The organism is Rhodococcus sp. G6(2025) (assembly GCF_058628105.1).
Window position 1 is genome coordinate 496,845 of record NZ_CP179750.1, and the last position, 18,698, is coordinate 515,542.

Annotated in this window: 22 protein-coding genes, 1 tRNA gene and 1 pseudogene; 13 read left to right on the forward strand and 11 right to left on the reverse strand. The window is 68.5% G+C overall.

The genetic code is table 11. The features are described 5' to 3' along the window. Positions 1–9: 9 nt before the first annotated feature. The gene (locus ACLIVD_RS02475; protein WP_280781822.1) at positions 10–813 is read left to right on the forward strand and encodes an NmrA family NAD(P)-binding protein; all 804 of its coding nucleotides are present in this window, start codon (positions 10–12) and stop codon (positions 811–813) included. 49 nt (positions 814–862) lie between these two features. On the opposite strand, the pseudogene ACLIVD_RS02480 reads toward ACLIVD_RS02475, so the two are convergent. The 4 genes and pseudogenes from ACLIVD_RS02480 to ACLIVD_RS02495 all read right to left on the reverse strand — a co-directional run. Continuing rightward, positions 863–1,399 (reverse strand): annotated as a pseudogene (locus tag ACLIVD_RS02480) (class I SAM-dependent methyltransferase); the annotation flags it as partial. Between the two features lie 89 nt (positions 1,400–1,488). Next, complete coding sequence (locus ACLIVD_RS02485) at positions 1,489–1,755, reverse strand: hypothetical protein (RefSeq protein WP_280781821.1); 267 nt, start codon at positions 1,753–1,755, stop codon at positions 1,489–1,491. Between the two features lie 128 nt (positions 1,756–1,883). Next, positions 1,884–2,288, reverse strand: a complete 405-nt coding sequence (locus tag ACLIVD_RS02490) for a very short patch repair endonuclease (protein WP_491931883.1) — start codon at positions 2,286–2,288, stop codon at positions 1,884–1,886. Positions 2,289–2,302: 14 nt separating this feature from the next. Next, positions 2,303–3,448 (reverse strand): DNA cytosine methyltransferase, encoded by a 1,146-nt coding sequence (locus tag ACLIVD_RS02495; protein ID WP_491932839.1) that lies wholly within the window; start codon positions 3,446–3,448, stop codon positions 2,303–2,305. 180 nt (positions 3,449–3,628) lie between these two features. Between ACLIVD_RS02495 and ACLIVD_RS02500 the strand changes: the two genes are divergently transcribed. Both ACLIVD_RS02500 and ACLIVD_RS02505 read left to right on the forward strand, forming a co-directional pair. Continuing rightward, the gene (locus ACLIVD_RS02500; protein WP_283332852.1) at positions 3,629–4,741 is read left to right on the forward strand and encodes a hypothetical protein; all 1,113 of its coding nucleotides are present in this window, start codon (positions 3,629–3,631) and stop codon (positions 4,739–4,741) included. Continuing rightward, complete coding sequence (locus ACLIVD_RS02505) at positions 4,738–5,325, forward strand: putative glycolipid-binding domain-containing protein (protein WP_005248751.1); 588 nt, start codon at positions 4,738–4,740, stop codon at positions 5,323–5,325. Before ACLIVD_RS02500 ends, ACLIVD_RS02505 begins: the two co-directional genes overlap by 4 nt. Before the next feature lie 51 nt (positions 5,326–5,376). Here ACLIVD_RS02505 and ACLIVD_RS02510 read toward each other — a convergent pair whose 3' ends face one another. After that, the gene (locus tag ACLIVD_RS02510; protein WP_280781820.1) at positions 5,377–6,345 is read right to left on the reverse strand and encodes a prephenate dehydrogenase; all 969 of its coding nucleotides are present in this window, start codon (positions 6,343–6,345) and stop codon (positions 5,377–5,379) included. 49 nt (positions 6,346–6,394) lie between these two features. Between ACLIVD_RS02510 and ACLIVD_RS02515 the strand changes: the two genes are divergently transcribed. The 6 genes from ACLIVD_RS02515 to ACLIVD_RS02540 all read left to right on the forward strand — a co-directional run bounded on the left by ACLIVD_RS02515 (position 6,395) and on the right by ACLIVD_RS02540 (position 9,522). Further along, positions 6,395–6,934 (forward strand): tRNA adenosine deaminase-associated protein, encoded by a 540-nt coding sequence (locus tag ACLIVD_RS02515; protein ID WP_037228037.1) that lies wholly within the window; start codon positions 6,395–6,397, stop codon positions 6,932–6,934. A gap of 11 nt (positions 6,935–6,945) precedes the next feature. After that, positions 6,946–7,404: a nucleoside deaminase gene (locus ACLIVD_RS02520; RefSeq protein WP_005561213.1), complete on the forward strand. Its 459-nt coding sequence runs from the start codon at positions 6,946–6,948 to the stop codon at positions 7,402–7,404. A gap of 138 nt (positions 7,405–7,542) precedes the next feature. Beyond that, positions 7,543–7,734: a CsbD family protein gene (locus tag ACLIVD_RS02525; RefSeq protein ID WP_280781818.1), complete on the forward strand. Its 192-nt coding sequence runs from the start codon at positions 7,543–7,545 to the stop codon at positions 7,732–7,734. Positions 7,735–7,789: 55 nt separating this feature from the next. After that, positions 7,790–7,880: transfer RNA gene (locus ACLIVD_RS02530), tRNA-Ser, on the forward strand. A gap of 94 nt (positions 7,881–7,974) precedes the next feature. Further along, positions 7,975–8,769: an SDR family NAD(P)-dependent oxidoreductase gene (locus ACLIVD_RS02535; RefSeq protein ID WP_280781817.1), complete on the forward strand. Its 795-nt coding sequence runs from the start codon at positions 7,975–7,977 to the stop codon at positions 8,767–8,769. A gap of 69 nt (positions 8,770–8,838) precedes the next feature. Next, positions 8,839–9,522: a YceI family protein gene (locus ACLIVD_RS02540; RefSeq protein WP_105413961.1), complete on the forward strand. Its 684-nt coding sequence runs from the start codon at positions 8,839–8,841 to the stop codon at positions 9,520–9,522. Here ACLIVD_RS02540 and ACLIVD_RS02545 read toward each other — a convergent pair. After that, positions 9,454–10,422, reverse strand: a complete 969-nt coding sequence (locus ACLIVD_RS02545) for a sterol desaturase family protein (RefSeq protein WP_491931884.1) — start codon at positions 10,420–10,422, stop codon at positions 9,454–9,456. The two genes, ACLIVD_RS02540 and ACLIVD_RS02545, sit on opposite strands and share 69 nt — an antisense overlap. A gap of 168 nt (positions 10,423–10,590) precedes the next feature. On the opposite strand from ACLIVD_RS02545, the gene ACLIVD_RS02550 reads away from it, so the two are divergent. Beyond that, positions 10,591–11,007 (forward strand): VOC family protein, encoded by a 417-nt coding sequence (locus ACLIVD_RS02550; RefSeq protein ID WP_491931885.1) that lies wholly within the window; start codon positions 10,591–10,593, stop codon positions 11,005–11,007. 37 nt (positions 11,008–11,044) lie between these two features. Continuing rightward, the gene (locus ACLIVD_RS02555; protein ID WP_009477226.1) at positions 11,045–11,542 is read left to right on the forward strand and encodes an RrF2 family transcriptional regulator; all 498 of its coding nucleotides are present in this window, start codon (positions 11,045–11,047) and stop codon (positions 11,540–11,542) included. Here the strand turns inward: ACLIVD_RS02555 and ACLIVD_RS02560 are convergent. From ACLIVD_RS02560 to ACLIVD_RS02580, 5 genes are all read right to left on the reverse strand, one after another. Beyond that, positions 11,508–12,260, reverse strand: coding sequence for an IclR family transcriptional regulator (locus tag ACLIVD_RS02560; RefSeq protein ID WP_283332701.1), 753 nt, complete (start codon positions 12,258–12,260; stop codon positions 11,508–11,510). The two genes, ACLIVD_RS02555 and ACLIVD_RS02560, sit on opposite strands and share 35 nt — an antisense overlap. A 15-nt stretch (positions 12,261–12,275) precedes the next feature. Continuing rightward, positions 12,276–13,235, reverse strand: coding sequence for a PDR/VanB family oxidoreductase (locus ACLIVD_RS02565; protein WP_491931886.1), 960 nt, complete (start codon positions 13,233–13,235; stop codon positions 12,276–12,278). A gap of 16 nt (positions 13,236–13,251) precedes the next feature. Beyond that, on the reverse strand, positions 13,252–13,467 hold the full coding sequence (locus ACLIVD_RS02570) for a hypothetical protein (protein WP_317569662.1): 216 nt from the start codon (positions 13,465–13,467) through the stop codon (positions 13,252–13,254). Between the two features lie 18 nt (positions 13,468–13,485). After that, positions 13,486–14,559, reverse strand: coding sequence for an aromatic ring-hydroxylating oxygenase subunit alpha (locus ACLIVD_RS02575; protein WP_283354603.1), 1,074 nt, complete (start codon positions 14,557–14,559; stop codon positions 13,486–13,488). 136 nt (positions 14,560–14,695) lie between these two features. Continuing rightward, the gene (locus tag ACLIVD_RS02580; RefSeq protein WP_491931887.1) at positions 14,696–15,511 is read right to left on the reverse strand and encodes a class I SAM-dependent methyltransferase; all 816 of its coding nucleotides are present in this window, start codon (positions 15,509–15,511) and stop codon (positions 14,696–14,698) included. Positions 15,512–15,632: 121 nt separating this feature from the next. Between ACLIVD_RS02580 and ACLIVD_RS02585 the strand changes: the two genes are divergently transcribed. Both ACLIVD_RS02585 and ACLIVD_RS02590 read left to right on the forward strand, forming a co-directional pair. Further along, positions 15,633–16,235 (forward strand): TetR/AcrR family transcriptional regulator, encoded by a 603-nt coding sequence (locus ACLIVD_RS02585; protein ID WP_005253325.1) that lies wholly within the window; start codon positions 15,633–15,635, stop codon positions 16,233–16,235. Between the two features lie 50 nt (positions 16,236–16,285). Then, on the forward strand, positions 16,286–18,634 hold the full coding sequence (locus ACLIVD_RS02590; protein ID WP_280781809.1) for an MMPL family transporter: 2,349 nt from the start codon (positions 16,286–16,288) through the stop codon (positions 18,632–18,634). Positions 18,635–18,698: the final 64 nt, after the last annotated feature.

Here is an 18,698-nt window from a genome sequence, read left to right on the forward strand (position 1 = left end):
GTGCTGGGCATGACGATTCTCGTGACGGGGGCAACCGGGAACATCGGCAGAATGCTCGTCGACCACCTGCTCGCGCGGGGTGCGACGGACGTCCGGGCCCTCACGAATCATCCTGACAAGGCGCAACTTCCGGGCTCGGTCACCGTCGTCGAGGGATACCTCCGCAGACTCGACAGCCTGCCCGCGGCGTTCGAGGGCGTCGATTCCCTCTACCTCGCACCGACTCCCGACACCGCCCCGGACGCGCTCGCCCTGGCGAAGCAGGCCGGGGTCCGGCACGTCGTCGACCTGTCCGGTCCTCACGACGGCCATTGGGGTGACGTCGCACGGGCCGTCGAGGCGTCCGGCATCGAGTGGACGCACCTGTGGCCCGGCGAGTTCATGGAAAACGCGGGAATCCTGGCACCGCAGATCGCCGCGGGAGACACCGTGCGTGAGCCGTACCCGACGGCGGCGAACGCGCCGATCGCCATGAACGACATCGCCGAGGTCGCGGCCGTCGCTCTCCTCGAGTCCGGGCACGTCGGCGCGTCGTACGAACTCACCGGCCCCGAGACGATCACCCGCGCCGAGATCGTCCGACAACTCGGCGCCGCCCTCGGCCGGAACATCGAGTACCGGCAGGTGCCGCTGGACGAGGCCGTCGACGTCCTGACGCCGGCGATGGGGGAGTACGCACGCTGGTACCTGGAAGGGATGGCGAGCCTGGTCGACGCTCCCCAGCAGGCGAACCGGCTCGTCGAACAACTCACCGGACGCCCCGCGACCCCCTTCGCGCAGTGGGCGTCGGAGCACGTCGACGAGTTCCGCTGAGCGCCGGCGTGGTTGATCCCGTTCCGCTCCCCGCCAAGGTAAACCGTCGTCAGGCCCGGCGAACTGCGTGCAGAACGGTGTCGTGAACGGTGACGGGTTGTCCCTCGGGGTCATGCGCCTCACGCGAGGGTGCCGCCGACACCAGGATGTCCCACTCCGCGGGGTCCAGCACGGCAGCGACCTGTTCCGGTGCGAACAGCATGTCGGGAACATTGGGCCGCCCGACGGACGTCTCCGGATCGGAAGGGTGATGTCCGACGACGAGAAGTCGCCCGCCTCGTCGGACCGCTCCGGCGAGGCGACGGTGCAGGGTCTCGCGGGCAGGCCCAGGCAGGTGCATGAAATGTGCCGACACCAGGTCGAATCGGTGGGTCGGCGGCTCCCACTCCAGGATGTCGGCCTGCTCCCACGTCGTCCGGTCCGCGATGTCGGCGCCGGCCGCGGCGGCCCGGTCGGCGGCACGTTCCAACGCCACCGTGGACACGTCCACTCCGGTGACGTTCCATCCGCGGGCCGCCAGCCAGATCGCGTCGGCGCCCTCGCCGCTGCCCACGTCCAGGGCGCTGCCCGGGGCCACGTCCGCGACCTGCTCGACGAGGTGCGGGTTGGGTCATGCTCCCACTGTGGCCGCCGGGCCCGCCGAACAGGGAATCCCGTTGCCGGAGCGGCAACCGATTACGGGCTGGAGAACGTGTAGATGCGGCAACCGCTCATGTTCGCCGCCGACACGACCCCGTCGGCACGCGCGTAGTCGCCCTTCGAGGCAAGGTTGTTCGCGAGGGCGGCCTGGTCGTCGCAGAAACTCTGGTCCGTCGGGTTGGCTGGGGGATTGCTGATGTAGGTGTCGCCCGGTGCAGCCACCGCAAAGGGTGCCGGACCGACGAGTGGGACGGCCGCTGCTGCAAAGGCAATGGAGGCCGCCGCGACGATTCGGCGGATCATCATGCTCCTCCGAAGGGGGTCCGAATGGTTGCTGTTGAGACCATCCTGCACCGATCCGTCGTCGGCGACCAGACCCCTAGGGGTGGAAAATTCAACACCTCGACCTGCCACCGCCTGCGAAGTGGGGGTCACGCGTCGTCCAGGGCTTCCTGGACCCTGTTCGCCGCGACCACCGGATTCTCGTGCTCCCAGACCCGCACCACCGTCCACCCGGCGTCGGTCAGCCTCGTGTCGGTGTCACGGTCGCGGGTGACGTTCCCGGCGAGTTTCTCGGCCCACCACTGCGCGTTGTTCTTCGGGAACGTGGCGTGCTGCGGGCACCTGTGCCAGAAGCACCCGTCCACGTACACGGCCACCTTCCGCCGCGGAAACACCAGGTCGGCGCGCCGCCGGACGCCCTTCATCGGCGCCCGGTCCACGTAGTACCGGACCCCGCGCCGGTGCAGTTCCCTGCGGAGTGCGAGTTCGGGTGCGGTGTCGCGACGCCGCTGCGCCCGCATCCGGGCGCTGGTTGCGGGATCGGTGGCGGGCATCGCGGGTCCGTCCGCTACGCGGCGGCCTCGGGGAAGCCGCCCATGCGGTCGAGGTGGCTTTCGACGTCGTCGATGAACCCCGGAACGAAACGCAGATTGCCCATCCGCGCCCGCTTCAGGAAGCCGGCGGTCGCGCGCGCCGACAGCAGCCGGGTGTCCTCCAGGAATCCGCTGAGATCCTCGTACGGCTCCTGCATAGGCCACGTCGAGGTGTGCACCCGGAACGCCTGACGATTGCTACCCCACGCTGCCACCGGCCACGCGTCGCCGGGCTTCATCGGCGTCTCGATACCCCGCTCGTAGTCCGCCGGCTCGAGCAGACGCCGACCGACCCACGACGCCATCCGCACACTCACCGCGTTGCCGACGAGCTTCCACCGATGACTGTTGCGAAGCCCGGGGACCAATGCGGCGGGCGCCGTCCAGTCCGGGTCGAAGCCCTGCAGGCGTTCGGCGTCCACGAGCCCGGGCGTCACGATCTCGCCCGACGGCAGTCGCACGGCGGGTGGGCTCGCGATACCGACGGACGAACCGCCCTTCAGCGTGGGGACCGCGTTGACCGCCCAGCCGAGACCGCGGGTGCCCTCGGTCCAATAGAAACCGCACGGGAAGTCGGCATGGTCGTCGACGGGGCGTTCCCCGGCGTCCTCACCGAACAGCACCGCGCGGGGGTCCTCGGTGCGCGAGGCGAGCATCAGGACCCGCTGACGGCGCTGGGGGAGTCCGAACGCGCGCGCATCGACCACCCGGTACGCCCACGTGTAGCCGAGGTCCTCGAGGGCGTCCGTGATATGCCTCATAGCCGCCCCGCGCCCCAGCTGCAGCATGAACGGCACGTTCTCGATCAGGAGCCAGCGCGGACCCTTCTTCCGCTTCACCAACCGGAACACCTCGTCGACGAGGCCGGAACGCGAACCCGTGATGCCGGCGGTCCGGCCGGCCTGCGAGAGGTCCTGGCACGGGAAACCGGCGGCGACGAGTTCGATGTCCTGGGGGAGGGAACGCAGCTTGGTGACGTCGGAATGCACAGGGACGTCCGTGAATCGGGTACGCAGAACCGCCTGGGCGCCCGGGTCGATCTCACAGAGCAGTTCGGTGTTCCAGCCGTGCTCTCTCAGACCCAACTCGAGCCCGCCGATACCGGCGAACAGGCCCACCATGCTCCCGGTTGACGTCACGGCACCCTTCCTCACGAACCAGTCACCCGAGAACGTTACTCGAGATCTGTGCCTGCTTTGACCAACGACCCGTGAGTACTTGTTAACCGCGGGGGGTTAACAAGTACTCACGGGTGGCGAAGCCACATAGACTTCGTGTAGGTGGGAGCACAGGGAGGCGCCATGATCTCGGGTTTCCGGATCTCGGGTTTCCGGAACCGGTCGCACCTCCTGCGCGACGCCCAGGGCAGCGGCCTCGTCGAAGCGTTCGTCATCATCGGGATCGTCACGATCCTGCTCACCCGCGCCTACCTGCACCTCACCGGCTACCCGCAGGTCGGGGGTTCGTCGCTGCACATCGCGCACGTCCTGTGGGGCGGGCTCGGCATGGTCGTGGCTCTGGTGACCGTGTTCTCGTTCCTCGGGATGAAACCGCGCGTCCTGGGCGTGGTGATCGGCGGCATCGGGTTCGGGTTGTTCCTCGACGAGATCGGCAAGTTCGTCACCAAGACCAACGACTACTTCTACCGGCCGTCCGTCGCGATCATGTACGTGGTGGTCGTCGTGTTGCTGCTGGTCAACCGGTCGCTGCACGACGTCCGGCCGCCGACCCCGACGGAGGACGTCGCCAACGCCGCCGCCATCGCGCTCGGCGGCCTGGACCGTGGTCTGGACCACGTGCGCCGGGAGCAGGCGCTGGCGCAACTGCGCCGGGCGGCCGCCGCCGGCGCGGACGAGGCGACGCTGACATCGGTTCGGGATCTGCTCGCCCACTGCCCGGACCGGAACGGCCGGACCGTGCCCACGGCCCGGGAGCTGGCCCGGCGCGCTACCCCCGCCTTCGCCAAGGGGCCCGGCATGCTGTGGACCGCGGCCGTACTCCTCACCCTGTTCTCCACCCTGGGACTGCTCAGCGCCGTGGTCACGCTCGACGAGGACCTCCGCGGCGACGAAGGAACGGACATCACGACGGTCGGCCAGCTCACCGGGTCCGCGATCGCGTTCGTCCTGTGCTGGTCGGCGATCGTGCGACTGCGGAACGGAAAGCTGTGGCCGTTGCAGTTCCTGCGGGCCGCGGCCCTGGTCACGGTGTTGCTCACCGAGGTGTTCGACTTCGTCGCCCAGGAGTTCGGGGCATTGCTGAACGTGGCGGTCGGACTCGGCGCCCTCGTCGTCTTCTCGTCGCGCATCGCGGTCACGGAACGAGCCCGGGCATTGGCTCTCGACAACTCTGCTGCAACGAAACTCGGCCCGTTGCCACCCCGGGAGCCGTCGTCGCTTACCGTAGACAGGTGAGCATCCAAGCCTCCGGTGCCTCGACCTGGCCCGCAGTACTGACGTGGCGGGCGGACAACGCACCCCGAATGGAATCGGTGCGCGTCCAGCTCAACGGCGACCGCATCAAGGCAGCAGGCCGGATCATCGGCGGCGAGTGCCCCGAGCATCCGGCGTTCAGCGCGTCCTACGACCTCGTCACCGACGAAAGCGGCGTCACCCGCCGGCTGTCGCTGCGGACGTCCGTCGCGGCCGGTGAACGGCAGATGTCGATCAGCCGCGACGAAGAGGGCACGTGGATGGTGGAGCACGGCGCCAACCACCAGCGGTCCACGTTCGACGGCGCCCTCGACGTCGACATGGTGCTCAGCCCGTTCTTCAACGCCCTGCCCATCCGGCGGTACGGACTGCACCTCGGGTCCGAGGACGTCGAGGTCCCCGTCGTCTACGTGAACCTCCTGGACCTGCGGGTCGAGGGCGCGATCCTCACCTACAGCAGCGGTCCGGACGGCATCCACGTGCTGTCGCCGGTGTCGAGTTCCTCGGTGACCGTCGACCGTGACGGGTTCATCATCGACTACCCGGGCCTGGCCGAACGGATCTAGGCGGCGCAGCCGCCCGTGCCCCTTTTTGGTAGCTCCGGCAACCAGAAAGGCTCACAGGCGGCGGAGCCGCCCTCCCCGCCGACCCGCATCACGCATGTCGTCGATCCAGCCTTCGCGGCCGGGAACGATGCCGGTGATCTCCCACGTCTCCTGGTTGTCGTACGTCAGGCGAGCGGTGTGGCCGGCCTCGACGAGCGTCGCCGTCGACGACTGTTCCGCCAGTTCGGTCCGCGCGTCCTGCAGCAGTACCAGCGCCTCGTCCAGGGCGATCAGCAGGGCGTCCCGGTTGCCTTCGCACATGGCCCGGACGAGTCCGGGAGCGCTGCCGGCCACGCGGGTGCCGTCGCGGAACGAGCCGGCCGCCAGGCCGAGGGCCAGCGGTCCGCCGCGGGCACCGGTGATCGCGAGGGTTTCGGCCAGTAGGTGCGGCAGGTGCGAGATGCGTGCGACCGCCCGGTCGTGTTCGGCGGACTCGGCGGGTACGACGACGGAACCGCAGTCCAACGCGAGTTGCGCGACCTGTGTCCAGATGGCGGGGTCGACGCCGTCGTCGGTGCCGACCACCCACACGGCCTCCCGGAACAGGTCGGCGCTGCCGACGCTCCACCCGGACGCCGACGTTCCCGCCATCGGGTGACCGCCCACGTAGCGGTCGGCGAGTCCCTGACGGGCTGCCGCCGCCGCGACCTCCGCCTTGACGCTGACGACGTCGGTGATCGAGCAGTTCGGGGCGTACAGGGCGATCGCGGTGAGGGTGGCGGCGACGGCGGGCACGGGGACCGCGATCACGATCAGCGCCGACTCGGCCGACGCGCGCTGGAGCACCGCGACCAGATCGGTGTCGGCGTCGAAACCGTCCGCCCGGGCGGCGTCGACGGACGGCGCGGATCGGTTGTGACCCCACGCTTCGCGGCCGGCCCGGACCGCCGCACGCAGCAGTGAACCGCCGATCAAGCCCAGGCCGAGCACGCACACCGGAGGTGCGGAAGGGGTATCAGACACCCGAACAGGTTGGCACATTCGAGTGCGGACTTCATTTACCGGCACCCCGCGGGCTACCGTTGCGCTCATGGGTGCACAGCGCGCGGAAAACAACAGCGCCTCCTCGGATCGGGCAGAGGATCTGGAGGGCTTCGGTGTCGCGGTAGTACACGAGGACGGCCGGTGGAAGGTCAAGGCCCTCACTTCGGCTGCTCTGACCAGTCTCAGCGTCGCGGAGGAGGAGCTTCGGGCCCTCCGTAGCGCGGGCGCGTTCTTCGGTCTGCTGGACGTGGACGACGAATTCTTCGTCGTGCTCCGGCCTGCGCCGTCGGGAACGCGTCTGCTGCTGTCCGACGCCACCGCGGCCATCGACTACGACATCGCCGCCGACGTCCTCGAGGCGCTCAACGTCGAGGTCCCGGACATCGACCCGGACGAACTCGACGACATCGAGCCGTGGGAGGAAGGCGACCTGTCGCTGCTCGCCGACCTCGGTCTGCCCGAACCCGTTCTGGCTGTCATCACGTCCGAGACGGACCTGTATCCCGACGAGCAGCTCGGGATGATCGCGCAGCGGCTCGGGTTCACCACGGAGCTGGCCGGGGTTCTCGACAAGCTTCCCCGGTAGTTCCACGCGCCGTGACTCTTCAGGACGACGAGCGGATGATCCGCGCGGCGATCGAGGCGGCCCGGGCCGCCACCGACGCCGACGTGCCCGTGGGTGCGGTGGTGTTCGACGCCGACGGTGTGGAGGTGTCGCGGGCCGTGAACTCGCGGGAGGCGATGTCGGATCCGACGGCGCACGCGGAGATCATCGCGTTGCGGGCCGCAGCGCGGGTGTACGGCGACGGGTGGCGCCTCGAGGGGGCGACGCTCGCGGTGACGCTGGAGCCGTGCACCATGTGCGCGGGTGCGCTCGTGCTGGCCCGGATCTCCCGGGTGGTGTTCGGGGCATGGGAGCCGAAAACCGGTGCGGTCGGCTCACTGTGGGATGTGGTCCGCGACCGCCGCCTCACCCACCGACCGCAGGTCAGGGGCGGTGTTCTCGAGGACGAATGCGCCGGCATCCTCGAAGACTTCTTTCGTGAACGGCGCTGACCGGTTTCAAACTCTTTCGTGGGGTACTCGACACTATGTGGCCGGGTCCGCATGACCCGTGCTTCTCTGGAGACAGGCGCCGACGAGGCGCCGCCGGACCCGTCCCCGGGTTCGAAATCGGATTCACGGAGGTATCTCGTGGGAATCGCAGACAAAGCTTCGAACAAGGCGGAAGACCTCAAGGGCCAGGCGAAGGAAGCCACCGGCAAAGCCACTGGCGATCCGGACCTGCGCGACGAGGGCAAGGCCGACCAGGCGTCCTCGGCGGTGAAGGATGCCGGCGAGAAGGTCAAGGACGCCGCCAAGAACCTCAAGGACAAGCTGAGTTAAACGGCTTCACCTGGCGATTTCGGGCTCGGGCGTCACATCCGGTAAAGTCACCGGCGGTGGCGTGTCCGAGCGGCCTAAGGAGCACGCCTCGAAAGCGTGTGACGGGTAACCCCCGTCCGAGGGTTCAAATCCCTCCGCCACCGCCAAGGCTCCCCACCTGCACACGCAGGTGGGGAGCTTTTTTGTGTATCCGGGCCGGGGATATTCGTTAGCGTGTCCTGGAGGGAAGGGGCAGGCGACATGCGCATCGACTCGACGGGCAGAACGGCGCTGGTCACCGGATCGACGCAGGGCATCGGCGCCGCGATCGCAGCGGGCCTCGCCCGCTCCGGCGCGCGGGTGGCGATCAACGGCCGCACCGAGAAATCCGTGGGCGAGGCGATCGAACGACTGCGGGCCGAGGTCCCGGACGGCGAATTCGTTCCGGCGGCCGCCGACGTCACGACGGACGAGGGCGCGCGGCGGGTCCTGGAGATCGTTCCGGGCGTCGACATCCTCGTCAACAATCTCGGGATCTTCGGCTCCCAGCCGGCCCTGGAGATCGACGACGACGAGTGGCGGCGTTACTTCGAGGTGAACGTGCTGTCGGCGATCCGGCTGACCCGCCTGGTCCTGCCCGGCATGGTCGAACGGTCCTGGGGCCGGGTCCTCGACATCGCCAGTGACTCCGCGATCGTCATTCCCGCCGAGATGATCCACTACGGGATGTCGAAGACGGCGCTGCTGGCGGTCTCGCGGGGCTTCGCGAAAGAGGCGGCGGGGACGGGGGTCACGGTCAATTCGGTGCTGGCCGGCCCCACCCACACCGGCGGCGTGGAGGATTTCGTCTACAGCCTGGTCGACACGGACCTGCCGTGGGACGAGGCGCAGCGCGAGTTCATGAGGAAGTACCGGCCGCAGTCGTTGCTGCAGCGCCTCATCGAGCCGGAGGAGATCGCGAACATGGTCGTGTACCTCAGTTCGGCGCAGGCGTCGGCGACCACCGGCGCCGCGGTGCGGGTCGATGGCGGCTACATCGATTCCATCGTCCCGTGACCGACGTTCACAGCCCTCTCCCAGGTCGTACCGAGTGACATCCATTGAAGCTGCAACTAGCCTGATCCCATGAAAAAGCTGTGGTGGTTGGTCGGCGCAGTCGTCATCGTCGTGATCGCGGTGCTGGTGGGCCCGTGGTTCTACGGCCAATTCATCGCAGAGGACGACGCACCGGCGGCCTCGGTGTCGACCGAGGGCGCGGAGGCGGCCACCGGAGCGGTCGACGGGCAGTGGACCGTCACGCCGGGGCAGGGCTCCAATCAGACGGCCGCGGGGTACACCGTCCACGAGATCCTCAACGGCGCCAGCGTCACGGTGGTCGGGTCGACGGGCGACGTGACGGGCAACGCGACCGTCGAGGGTGAGAAACTCACCGCGGGCGAGGTGACCGTGCAGGTGGCGACCATCGCGACCGATCAGTCCCGCCGCGACAACCAGTTCCGCGGCAACGTCATGGACACGGGCACGTTCCCGACCGCCACGTTCACCGTCGATTCCCCGGTCGATCTGTCGGGGCTGCCTGCGGACGGTTCCGTGGGAACGGTCACGGCCCAGGGAACGCTGACCCTCAAGGGGCAGTCGCGTCCGGTGACCGTCGACATCGACGTGCTGCGTTCCGGCGACGACCTCATCGCCTCGGGCAGCATCCCGGTCACCTGGACGGACTTCGGTGTGACGCCGCCGTCACTGGGCTTCGTGACCGTGGACGGCAACGGCACGGTCGACTTCCTGGTCAGCTTCGCGCGTTCCTGACGGCGCCCACCCGGGCGGCCCGAACACGTAGCCCAGCTTGTCGCGCCACGACGACGCCCGGCGCCAGTCCCGGACGATGGCACCGTATTCGCGGGTCTGCAGCTTCCAGATGTTGTAGGTGCCCACCGGTGTGGTGAGTCCGTAGGTGGGGCGGTGGGTTTCGGGTTGGAACGTGCCGAACATCCGGTCCCACACGATGAGGATGCCTGCGTAGTTGCGGTCGAGGTATTCGGGGTCGCAGCCGTGGTGAACGCGGTGGTGCGAGGGAGTGTTGAACACGAACTCGACGGGCCGGGGCAGCGTGTCGATGCGCTCGGTGTGGACGAAGAATTGGTAGACGAGGTTCACGGAAAATCCGATGAACACCATCCACGGCGGAATGCCGATCAGCGGCAACGGAATCCACATCAGGATTTCGGCGCTGTTGTTCCACTTCTGGCGGAGCGCGGTGGAGAAGTTGAAGTACTCACTCGAATGGTGCGCCTGGTGGGTGGCCCAGATCAGGCGGATGCGGTGCGCCATCCGGTGATACGCGTAGAACAGCGCGTCGACGCCGAGGATGAGGATCGCCCAGGTGTACCAGGCGTCCGCGGGTAGGTGCCACGGCGCGAGGTACACCCAGATGGCGGAGTACCCGATCAGGGCCAGTAGCTTCCAGAACGTGGTCGTCAGGATGGACACGGCGCCCATCGACACGCTCGCCCGCGCGTCGCGGCGCTCGTAACCGCCGCGCACCGGGCGGGACCGTCCGTCGGGGTCGAATGTCGCGTCCTCGAGGTGCCGGGCTGCGAACCATTCGATGGCGAGGAACAGCACGAACGCCGGGATGGCCAGCGTCACCGGCTCGTGCAGGGGCGTCAGCAGCGCCGAATTCCACGCCGACGTCACGGTCTCCCACATGCTGCTTCCTCCACACAAGACGATCGTCCAGTTCAATGTACCTCGGAGTGACACGCATCACTATCCGCCCCTGATCCGGAGAGGGAAACAAAGTGCTCATTGGATGCGCACTTTGCCGCGGAGAATGAATTCCGTCAGCAAGAACCGGATCAGTCGAAGGGATTCATCATGTTGCGAGGACTCACCACCGTCAGCCTCTTCGCCGACGACATCGCGGCGGCCCGCGATTGGTACAGCGCGCTGCTCGGTATCGCCCCCTACTTCCAACGCCCCGACTCCGAGAACCCGGCGTACATCGAATACCGGATCGGCGACTACCAGCACGAACTCGGCATCATCGACCGTCTATACGCCCCGCACGCAGCCGCGGACAGCCCGTCCGGCGTGGTGGTGTTCTGGCACGTCGACGACGTGACCGCCGCCGTCGAGAAGCTGCTGTCGATGGGGGCGAAAGAGCACGAGCCGCGCACCGAACGTGAGTCGGGATTCGTCACCGCCTCGGTCGTCGACCCGTTCGGCAACATCCTCGGCGTCACGTACAACCCGCACTACCTCGACGTCCTGGGTTCGCGCGGCGAAGCGTGAGTTGCCCGTTTTCATACTTGGATGGTAGGAATTCGGTGTGCACATCACCGCAAAGGTGGACTACGCCGTGCGGACGCTGATCGAACTGGCCGCTGCCGGGCCGTCCCCGTCCAAGGCCGAGTTCCTGGCACAGTCGCAGACCATTCCGCACAAGTTCCTCGAGGCCGTCCTCGCCGACCTTCGGCGCGGGGGACTGGTCAACAGCAGACGCGGACCCGACGGCGGCTACTGGCTGGCCCGGCCCGCCGAGGACATCACGATCGCCGACGTCATCCGGACCGTCGAGGGTCCGCTCGCGTCGGTGCGGGGGGAGCGCCCCGAGGACGTCGACTACTGCGGGCCGGCCGCCAAACTGCAGGACGTGTGGATCGCCGTGCGGGTGAACCTGCGCGCCGTGCTCGAAAACGTGAGCCTCGCGGACGTGGCGAACGGGCAGCTGCCGGGTTTCCTCACCACGCTGACGTCCGATCCGGGGGCCTGGGAGCGTCGCACCCGGCCGGCTACGACGGCTGACGAGGGCGCAGCGCGCGGCTGATCGTCCGGCCGGCCGCACGCACCAGCGGGACCAGCGCGTTCAGTGACGCATTTTCCGCCGACACCACCAGCGACACGGCCGCGACCGCCGCTCCGGGACGCTCGAAGATCGGTGCCGCAACGGAGACCGCGTCCATGGTCACCTGACGATCACTGATCGCGACCTCGGATCGGCGGATCTCGGCGAGCGTCCGCCGCAGGACGACGGGGTCGGTGACGGTCCGCTCGGTGAACTTCTCGATCGGCCCGCTCAGCACCTGCTCCTGCACGTCGGCGGGCATGTACGCGAGCAGGGCAAGGCCGATGCCGGACGCCGTAAGCGGGAACCTGCCACCGACGCGGGTCTGGACGGGCACGGCCTTCTGTCCGGCGATGCGTTCGACGAACACGACCTCGGTGCCCTCGGCGATGCCGAGCTGGACGTTCTCCCGCGTGATCTGCGACAGGTCCTCCATCACCGGCATCGCCAGCTCGCGGAGCATCGTGCCGCGCGGGGCGAGCGACGCGATCTCCCACAGCTTGAGCCCGACCGTGAAGCGGCCGCTGCTGTCACGTTCGAGGGCGCCCCATTCGATGAGGTCGCTGGTCAGCCGGTGCACGGTGCTCAGCGGATATCCGGACTTCCGCGACAGATCGCTGAGGGTCAGCCGCGGCGTGGACGGGGTGAAGAGCTCGAGGAGCCGCAACGAGCGAATGGTCACCGATCCGGTGATCGCCATTGCTCGTTCTCCGTCTCACAGTTCCAGCGTCAGGCGTGGACAGCTCGCACGCGAGACGCAGATCATCATGGTGTCGTTGGCGGCCTGCTCGTCCGCGGTGAGCAGGGAATCCCGGTGATCGACAGTACCGCCGAGCACGGCCGTCTCGCAGGTTCCGCAGGTCCCTTCCTCGCAGGACGACAGGACCTGGACGCCGGCGGCGGTGACGGCCTGCAGGATCGACTGCTCGGGTGCCACCGTCACGGTCTTGCCGCTCAGTGTCAGCTCCACCTCGAACCCCTCGGCCCGAACCGGTTCCTCGAGATCCTTGGCCGCGAAGCGCTCGATGTGCAGCGCGCCGGACGGCCAGCTGTCGCAGTGACCGGTGACGGCGTCGAGCAGCGGCGCCGGCCCGCAGCAGTAGACGAGGGTGTTCTCCCGAACGTCGCCGAGCAGCCCCGGTAGGTCGATGAGGCCGTGCTCGTCCTCGGGGTGCACCACCACCCGGTCTCCGAACCGCTCGGCGAGTGCGTCGGCGAACGCCATCGAACTGCGGCTGCGTCCGCCGTAGACGAGGGTCCAGTCGGCGCCGGCGTTCTCCGCGGCGTGCGCCATGGTGAGGATCGGCGTGATCCCGATGCCGCCCGCGACGAACACGTACCGCGGTGACGGCTCGAGCTCGAAATGGTTGCGCGGTCCCCGGACCGTGACGCGGTCGCCCTCGCTCAGCTTGTCGTGCACGAACTGCGAACCGCCGCGCCCCATCGCCTCCCGCAGCACGGCGACGCGCCACGTCCCGGTCTCGGCCGGGTCGCCGCACAGCGAGTACTGGCGGGTGAGCTCCGGCGTCAGCACCAGATCGATGTGCGCACCCGGCGTCCAGGCGGGCAGGTCGGCGCCGGAAGGGTCGCGGAACTCCAGGACGACGACGCCGTCGGCGCCGGTGGTCTTGGTGGTCAGCTCCAGGTCGAGCACGGGTTCGGGTGGGGTAGGCATGGCGGTTTCTCCGGGATCAGACGGGAACGGGAGCGGATTCCGGCGCCGCGGGCGGCGGCGTGGCGGGCACCGGCGGATCGGCGGGGTGGTGTCCCTCGGGGTGGGCGAGCAACCACTCCCAGAGGGCGGCGGGTTCTTCCGCGACGTGGCGCGCGCCGCAGTGGCACTCGCCCTCGAGCAGGTCCGACCCCGGAAGCCAGACGATGCGCATGACGTTGGCGCCGCGGAGCATCCTGGTCGGTTCCACGGTTCAGCCCACCGCCGCGGCGGTCACGGCCTGCGGCGCGTCGACCAGCTTCTTCAGGATCCGGCGTGCGCCGAGGCCGCCGGCGTCGATGTTGATCGACAGCTCCTGGTAGCCGTCCTTTTCCGTGTCGAGCGCCTTCTGCAGGATGTTCAGCGCCACGACGTCCTGCATCACGACGGTCCGGTTGTTCTCGGCCAGGAACGTCGTGACGGCGTCGTCGCCGACCGCGAAGTCGCGGGCCACGGCCCAGAAGTCGAGGGTGGAATTCTCCGTCGACGGGGTGATCGCGTACACGATCTCGCTGTGGAACGCGTGCGGGTCGGAGCCGTCGTCGCCGGGCAGCGGTGCGCCGATCGGGGCGATGCGGCTGTGCAGCAGGTACAGGCACGGGGGCGTGTACTCGATGTCCTGCCAGCGGGTGATGCGTCCCTCGATGCCGGTGGACTTGGAGTAGAACGGCGGGCACTCGGCGTCGTCCATGTGCCGGGACACGTAGATGACGTTTCGGTCCTCGTCGATCTCCGTGGTGATCGGGGTTTCCGCTACCTCGGGGGTGCCGATGTAGCCGCCGTGCAGGTACGTCTCGTGCGACAGGTCCATCAGGTTGTCGACGAGCAGGCCGTAGTTGCAGTCGATCGGTTCCATGCCGCTGACCACGGTGTAGTCGGGGGAATCCATCCACGGTGCGCGGGGGATGCGGGTGGGATCGCCCTGCTGGGGGTTCTGCGGGTCGGCGATCCAGACCCACACGAACGAGTCCTGCTCGACCACCTGGTACGAGCGCAGCCGCGCGGTGCGGGGAACGCGCGCCTGGCCGGGCACGAACACGCAGCCGCCGTCGCTGCCGTAGGTGAAACCGTGATAGCCGCAGACCACCTTGTCGCCGTCGAGCCGGCTCGGCGCCTCGGACAGCGGGTACCGGCGGTGCACGCACCGGTCGCTCATCGCAACGGCCTCGCCGGCCTCGGTCCGCCAGAACAGGATCGGCTCCTCGCAGATGGTGCGCGAGAACAGTTCGCGTCCGACCTCACGGCCGTAGGCTGCGACGTACCACTGGTTGCGGGCGATCGTGGACATGTGGGCCTCCGGAATATGCTGGGCTGCTGCGTTATTCGTGACGCCGGACTCGGTGAGGCGTCAGCGTCGTCTCCACCACTGTGCGGCACCGGAGGTGATCCACCACACTCGGTTTCCGAATGTCGGAAGGGTTTCGTCAGGGCTTGCGGACGAGGTAGGCGAACATCGTCACCGACATGTGGAAGTCGCCGCTGCGGGCGGCGGCGTTCAGCTGCTCCAGCAGCTCGGCGCTCTGCGCCTCGGTGATCGCCCCCTCGGCGATCGCCGCGGCCGTCATCATCTGGACGAGTGGGCCGGTCACATCGCCCGGATCCTGGATCAACGCCTCCGTGCCGATGTCCTCGACGACGAGCCCGGCGGAGGTGAGCTGCCCCGCGAGCAGCCGTCCGGAGTGCGGGTTCGCGGTGTGCGAGAGCATCACGTCCATGATCCGCTGCAGGATCTCGGGGTCGCCGGGGTGCATGATCGCCGTGCCCCAGTCGCTGTCGACGATGACACCTCGCCCGCCCGGTCGCAGAACACGGGCCACTTCCGCCGCCGCGCGGTCCGGCTCGCTCAGGTGCTGGAACACCCGCTCGCTCCGCACGATGTCGAGGCGGTCGTCGGGGAACGGCAGCGAGTAGGCGTCGCCGATCACGAACTGCGCCGTCGAGCCCTCCACCCCGGCCCGCTCCCGGGCGAGGAGGGTCATGCCGGGATTGGGATCGAGTCCGATCGCGCGACCCGACGGGGTGACCGCCGCGGCGAGGGCCCGCGTCTCCGACCCCGTGCCCGATCCGAGGTCGAGGGCGCTCTCGCCCGGCCGCACGTGCAGGGCGGCAAACGACCACTCGCGCAGTCGCCGGATTCCCGGGCGCGCGGCCTGCAGGTCGAGGACTGCGGCGAGTTGGTCCAGGGCGGCGCGGTCGATCTCGTCCGCCCGGAACGACAGCGGCGCCGTCGGATCGGACATGAATCCACCGTAATGCCGCGGTGACTCCCAACACAGTGCTGCGCGGACTGTGGGCAAGAACATAAAAGTTGCACTGTCGCGCAAATTTGCAGAGCTCTGCAAGTTCTGTACCGTCGGTGTAGTGATTTCGGAAATCGGACTGCGGGACCGCAAGAAGGCCGCCACGCGCGCAGCCCTCAGCGGCGCCGCCGCACGCCTGGCCCGCGCACTGGGCATCGAATGCGTCACGGCCGACGCCATCGCGTCCGAGGCGGGAGTCTCGACTCGGACGTTCCACAACTACTTCTCCAGCAAGGAGGAGGCGGTACTCGCGCACTTCGAGCAGTCCGTCCACGACTGGGTGGACCTGCTCCGCGCCCGCCCCGAGGACGAGCCGATCTGGGATTCCCTCGAGCACGTGGTGGTCCAGATCGTCACCGATCCGGCGAAACCGCTCGAAGAGACCGCGGTGATGATGGAACTCGTCGAGACCAGCCCCGCACTGCTCGCGAAGAAACTCGAAGTGCACCTGCGCGTCACCCGTCTGGTCGGTGAGGTGATCGCCGAACGCACGGGCACGAACATCGACACCGACCTCTACCCCAACCTGCTGCACCTGGCGGTCGGATCGGCGTGCAAGGCGTCGCTCGACCTGTGGATGAGCGGCAAGTCCGGTGCGAGCGGACCCGAAGAACTCGTCCGCGACGCCATGCGCCAACTCCGTCAGGGAATCCCGCAGCCGTAGCCGGCTGCCCCGAATCACTCTTCGTTCCACCGACTCAGAAGGAGCCTCTCGTGGCCACCTATCTCTATCGGATCGGCAGATTCGCCTACCGGCGAAAAGGTGCGGTCCTCAGCGTCTGGTTGGTGATCCTGGTCCTCATGGGCGTCGGGGCGGCAACGCTGTCCGGGCCCACGAAGGACTCGTTCTCCATCCCGGGCACCCCCGCGCAGCAGGCGCAGGACCTGATGGCCGAACGGTTCCCCGAGGCCGCGGGCAGCGACCCGATGAACGCCGTCAGCGCGCGTTACGTGTTCGCCGCTCCCGAGGGGCAGACCCTCGAGAGCGAGCAGAGTCAGCAGGCGATGGACGCGGTGCTCGCCAAGGTGCGCGGCATCGACCAGGTCCAGGACGCCGCCAAGGTCGATCCCGCCACCGCCTCGGGCGCCGACGCCGCGAAGGCACTGGTCAACCCCGTCACCGCGAACGAGCAGCTCGTCGAGATGGCGAAGTCGACCGCGGCCGACAAGGGAATCAGTGAAGACGCCGCCGTCGCGAACGCGCAGGCGCTGTCTCCGCTCAACGCCGACAAGACCGTGGGCTACGTCGAGGTGCCGTTCAAGGGCGGCATGGGCGACGTCGACCAGGCTCTGCGCGACCAGATCTCGGCCGCGGCCGACGCCGGCCGCAACGCCGGACTGACCGTCGAGATCAGTGGCTCCGCAGCCAACGAAGCCGAGCCGCCCGGCGGCGCCACCGAACTCGTCGGTATCGGCGTGGCCGCGGTCGTGCTCGCGCTGACGTTCGGTTCGCTGGTCGCCGCGGGTCTGCCGTTGATCACCGCGATCATCGGCATCATGATCGGCAGCCTCGGAATCACCGTCGCCACCGGCTTCACCGACCTCAGCTCGATGACCCCCACGCTGGCCATCATGATCGGCCTGGCCGTCGCCATCGACTACTCGCTGTTCATCGTGTCCCGGTTCCGACACGAGCTTTCGCTCACCGACGACCGCTCGGAAGCGGCCGGACGTGCCGTCGGCACCGCCGGTTCCGCCGTGGTGTTCGCCGGTCTCACGGTGATCATCGCCCTGATCGCGCTCCGCGTCGTCGGGATCCCGTTCCTCTCCGACATGGGTGCGGCCGCCGCGTTCACGGTGTTCATCGCCGTCTCGATCGCATTGACGCTCCTGCCCGCGATCCTCGGGCTGTTCGGGAAGAAGGCGTTCGCAGGCAAGATCCCGTTCCTCAGCAGTCGTGACCTCGAGGACGACGAGGGCAAGCCGAGCCTCGCCCTGCGGTACATCAGTGCCGTGGTCCGCAGGCCCGCGATTCCGCTGATCGCCGGAGTCGTGGTGCTCGGGGCGCTCGCCATCCCGGCGACCGGCCTGAGCCTGGCCCTCCCCAGTGAGGGCACCGGCGACCCCGCCACCAGCTCCCGGCAGGCCTACGACCTCGTGAGCGAAGGCTTCGGACCCGGCAAGAACGGTCCGCTGCTCGTCGTCGTCGACGCCAAGGACGTCACCACCGGCACGCCGTCGGAGGCGTTCGGGGAGGTCGTGAAGACCATCACCGCGCAGGACGACGTGTCCAACGCTCAGGTCGTCGGCGTGAACAAGGCCGGCGACACCGCGCAGATCCTGGTGACGCCGAGCAGCGCCCCCAGCGATCCGGCGACGATGGACCTGGTGAACAACATCCGCGGTGCGGAGGCGGAGCTGCACGACTCGATCGGCGTCAACTACGGCGTCACCGGGCAGACCGCGCTCGAAGGCGATGTGTCCGAGACGCTGCAGGACGCGCTGATCCCGTATCTCGCGGTGGTCGTGGGCCTCGCCTTCCTCCTGCTGCTGCTGGTGTTCCGCTCGGTCCTCGTGCCGCTGACGGCCACACTCGGCTTCCTGCTCAGCGTCGCGGCCACGTTCGGTGCCACCGTCGCGGTGTTCCAGGAGGGCTGGGGCGGCATCATCTCCAACCCGCAGCCGATCGTCAGCTTCATGCCGATCTTCCTGATCGGCGTCGTGTTCGGTCTCGCGATGGACTACCAGGTGTTCCTGGTGACCCGGATGCGGGAGGAATACGTCCATGGCGCGACGGCGAAGCAGGCCGTCACCGTCGGTTTCAACCACGGTGCCCGGGTGGTCAGCGCCGCCGCGGTCATCATGATCTCGGTGTTCGCGGCGTTCATCGCCGAGCCGAACTCGTTCATCAAGTCGATCGGTTTCGCCCTGGCGGCGGCCGTGTTCTTCGACGCCTTCGTCGTGCGCATGGTGATCATCCCGTCGGTGATGGCATTGCTCGGCGACAAGGCGTGGTGGCTGCCGAAGTGGCTGGACAAGATCCTGCCCAACGTCGACATCGAGGGCGAGAAACTGAAGAAGGTCCTGCACGACGCGGACGAGCCGCTGCAGCCCGTCCGGTAGGCGCTTCGCGCCCGTGCGCCTTTCTGGTAGTGCCTGCTACCAGAAAGGCGCACGGGGCCGGAGG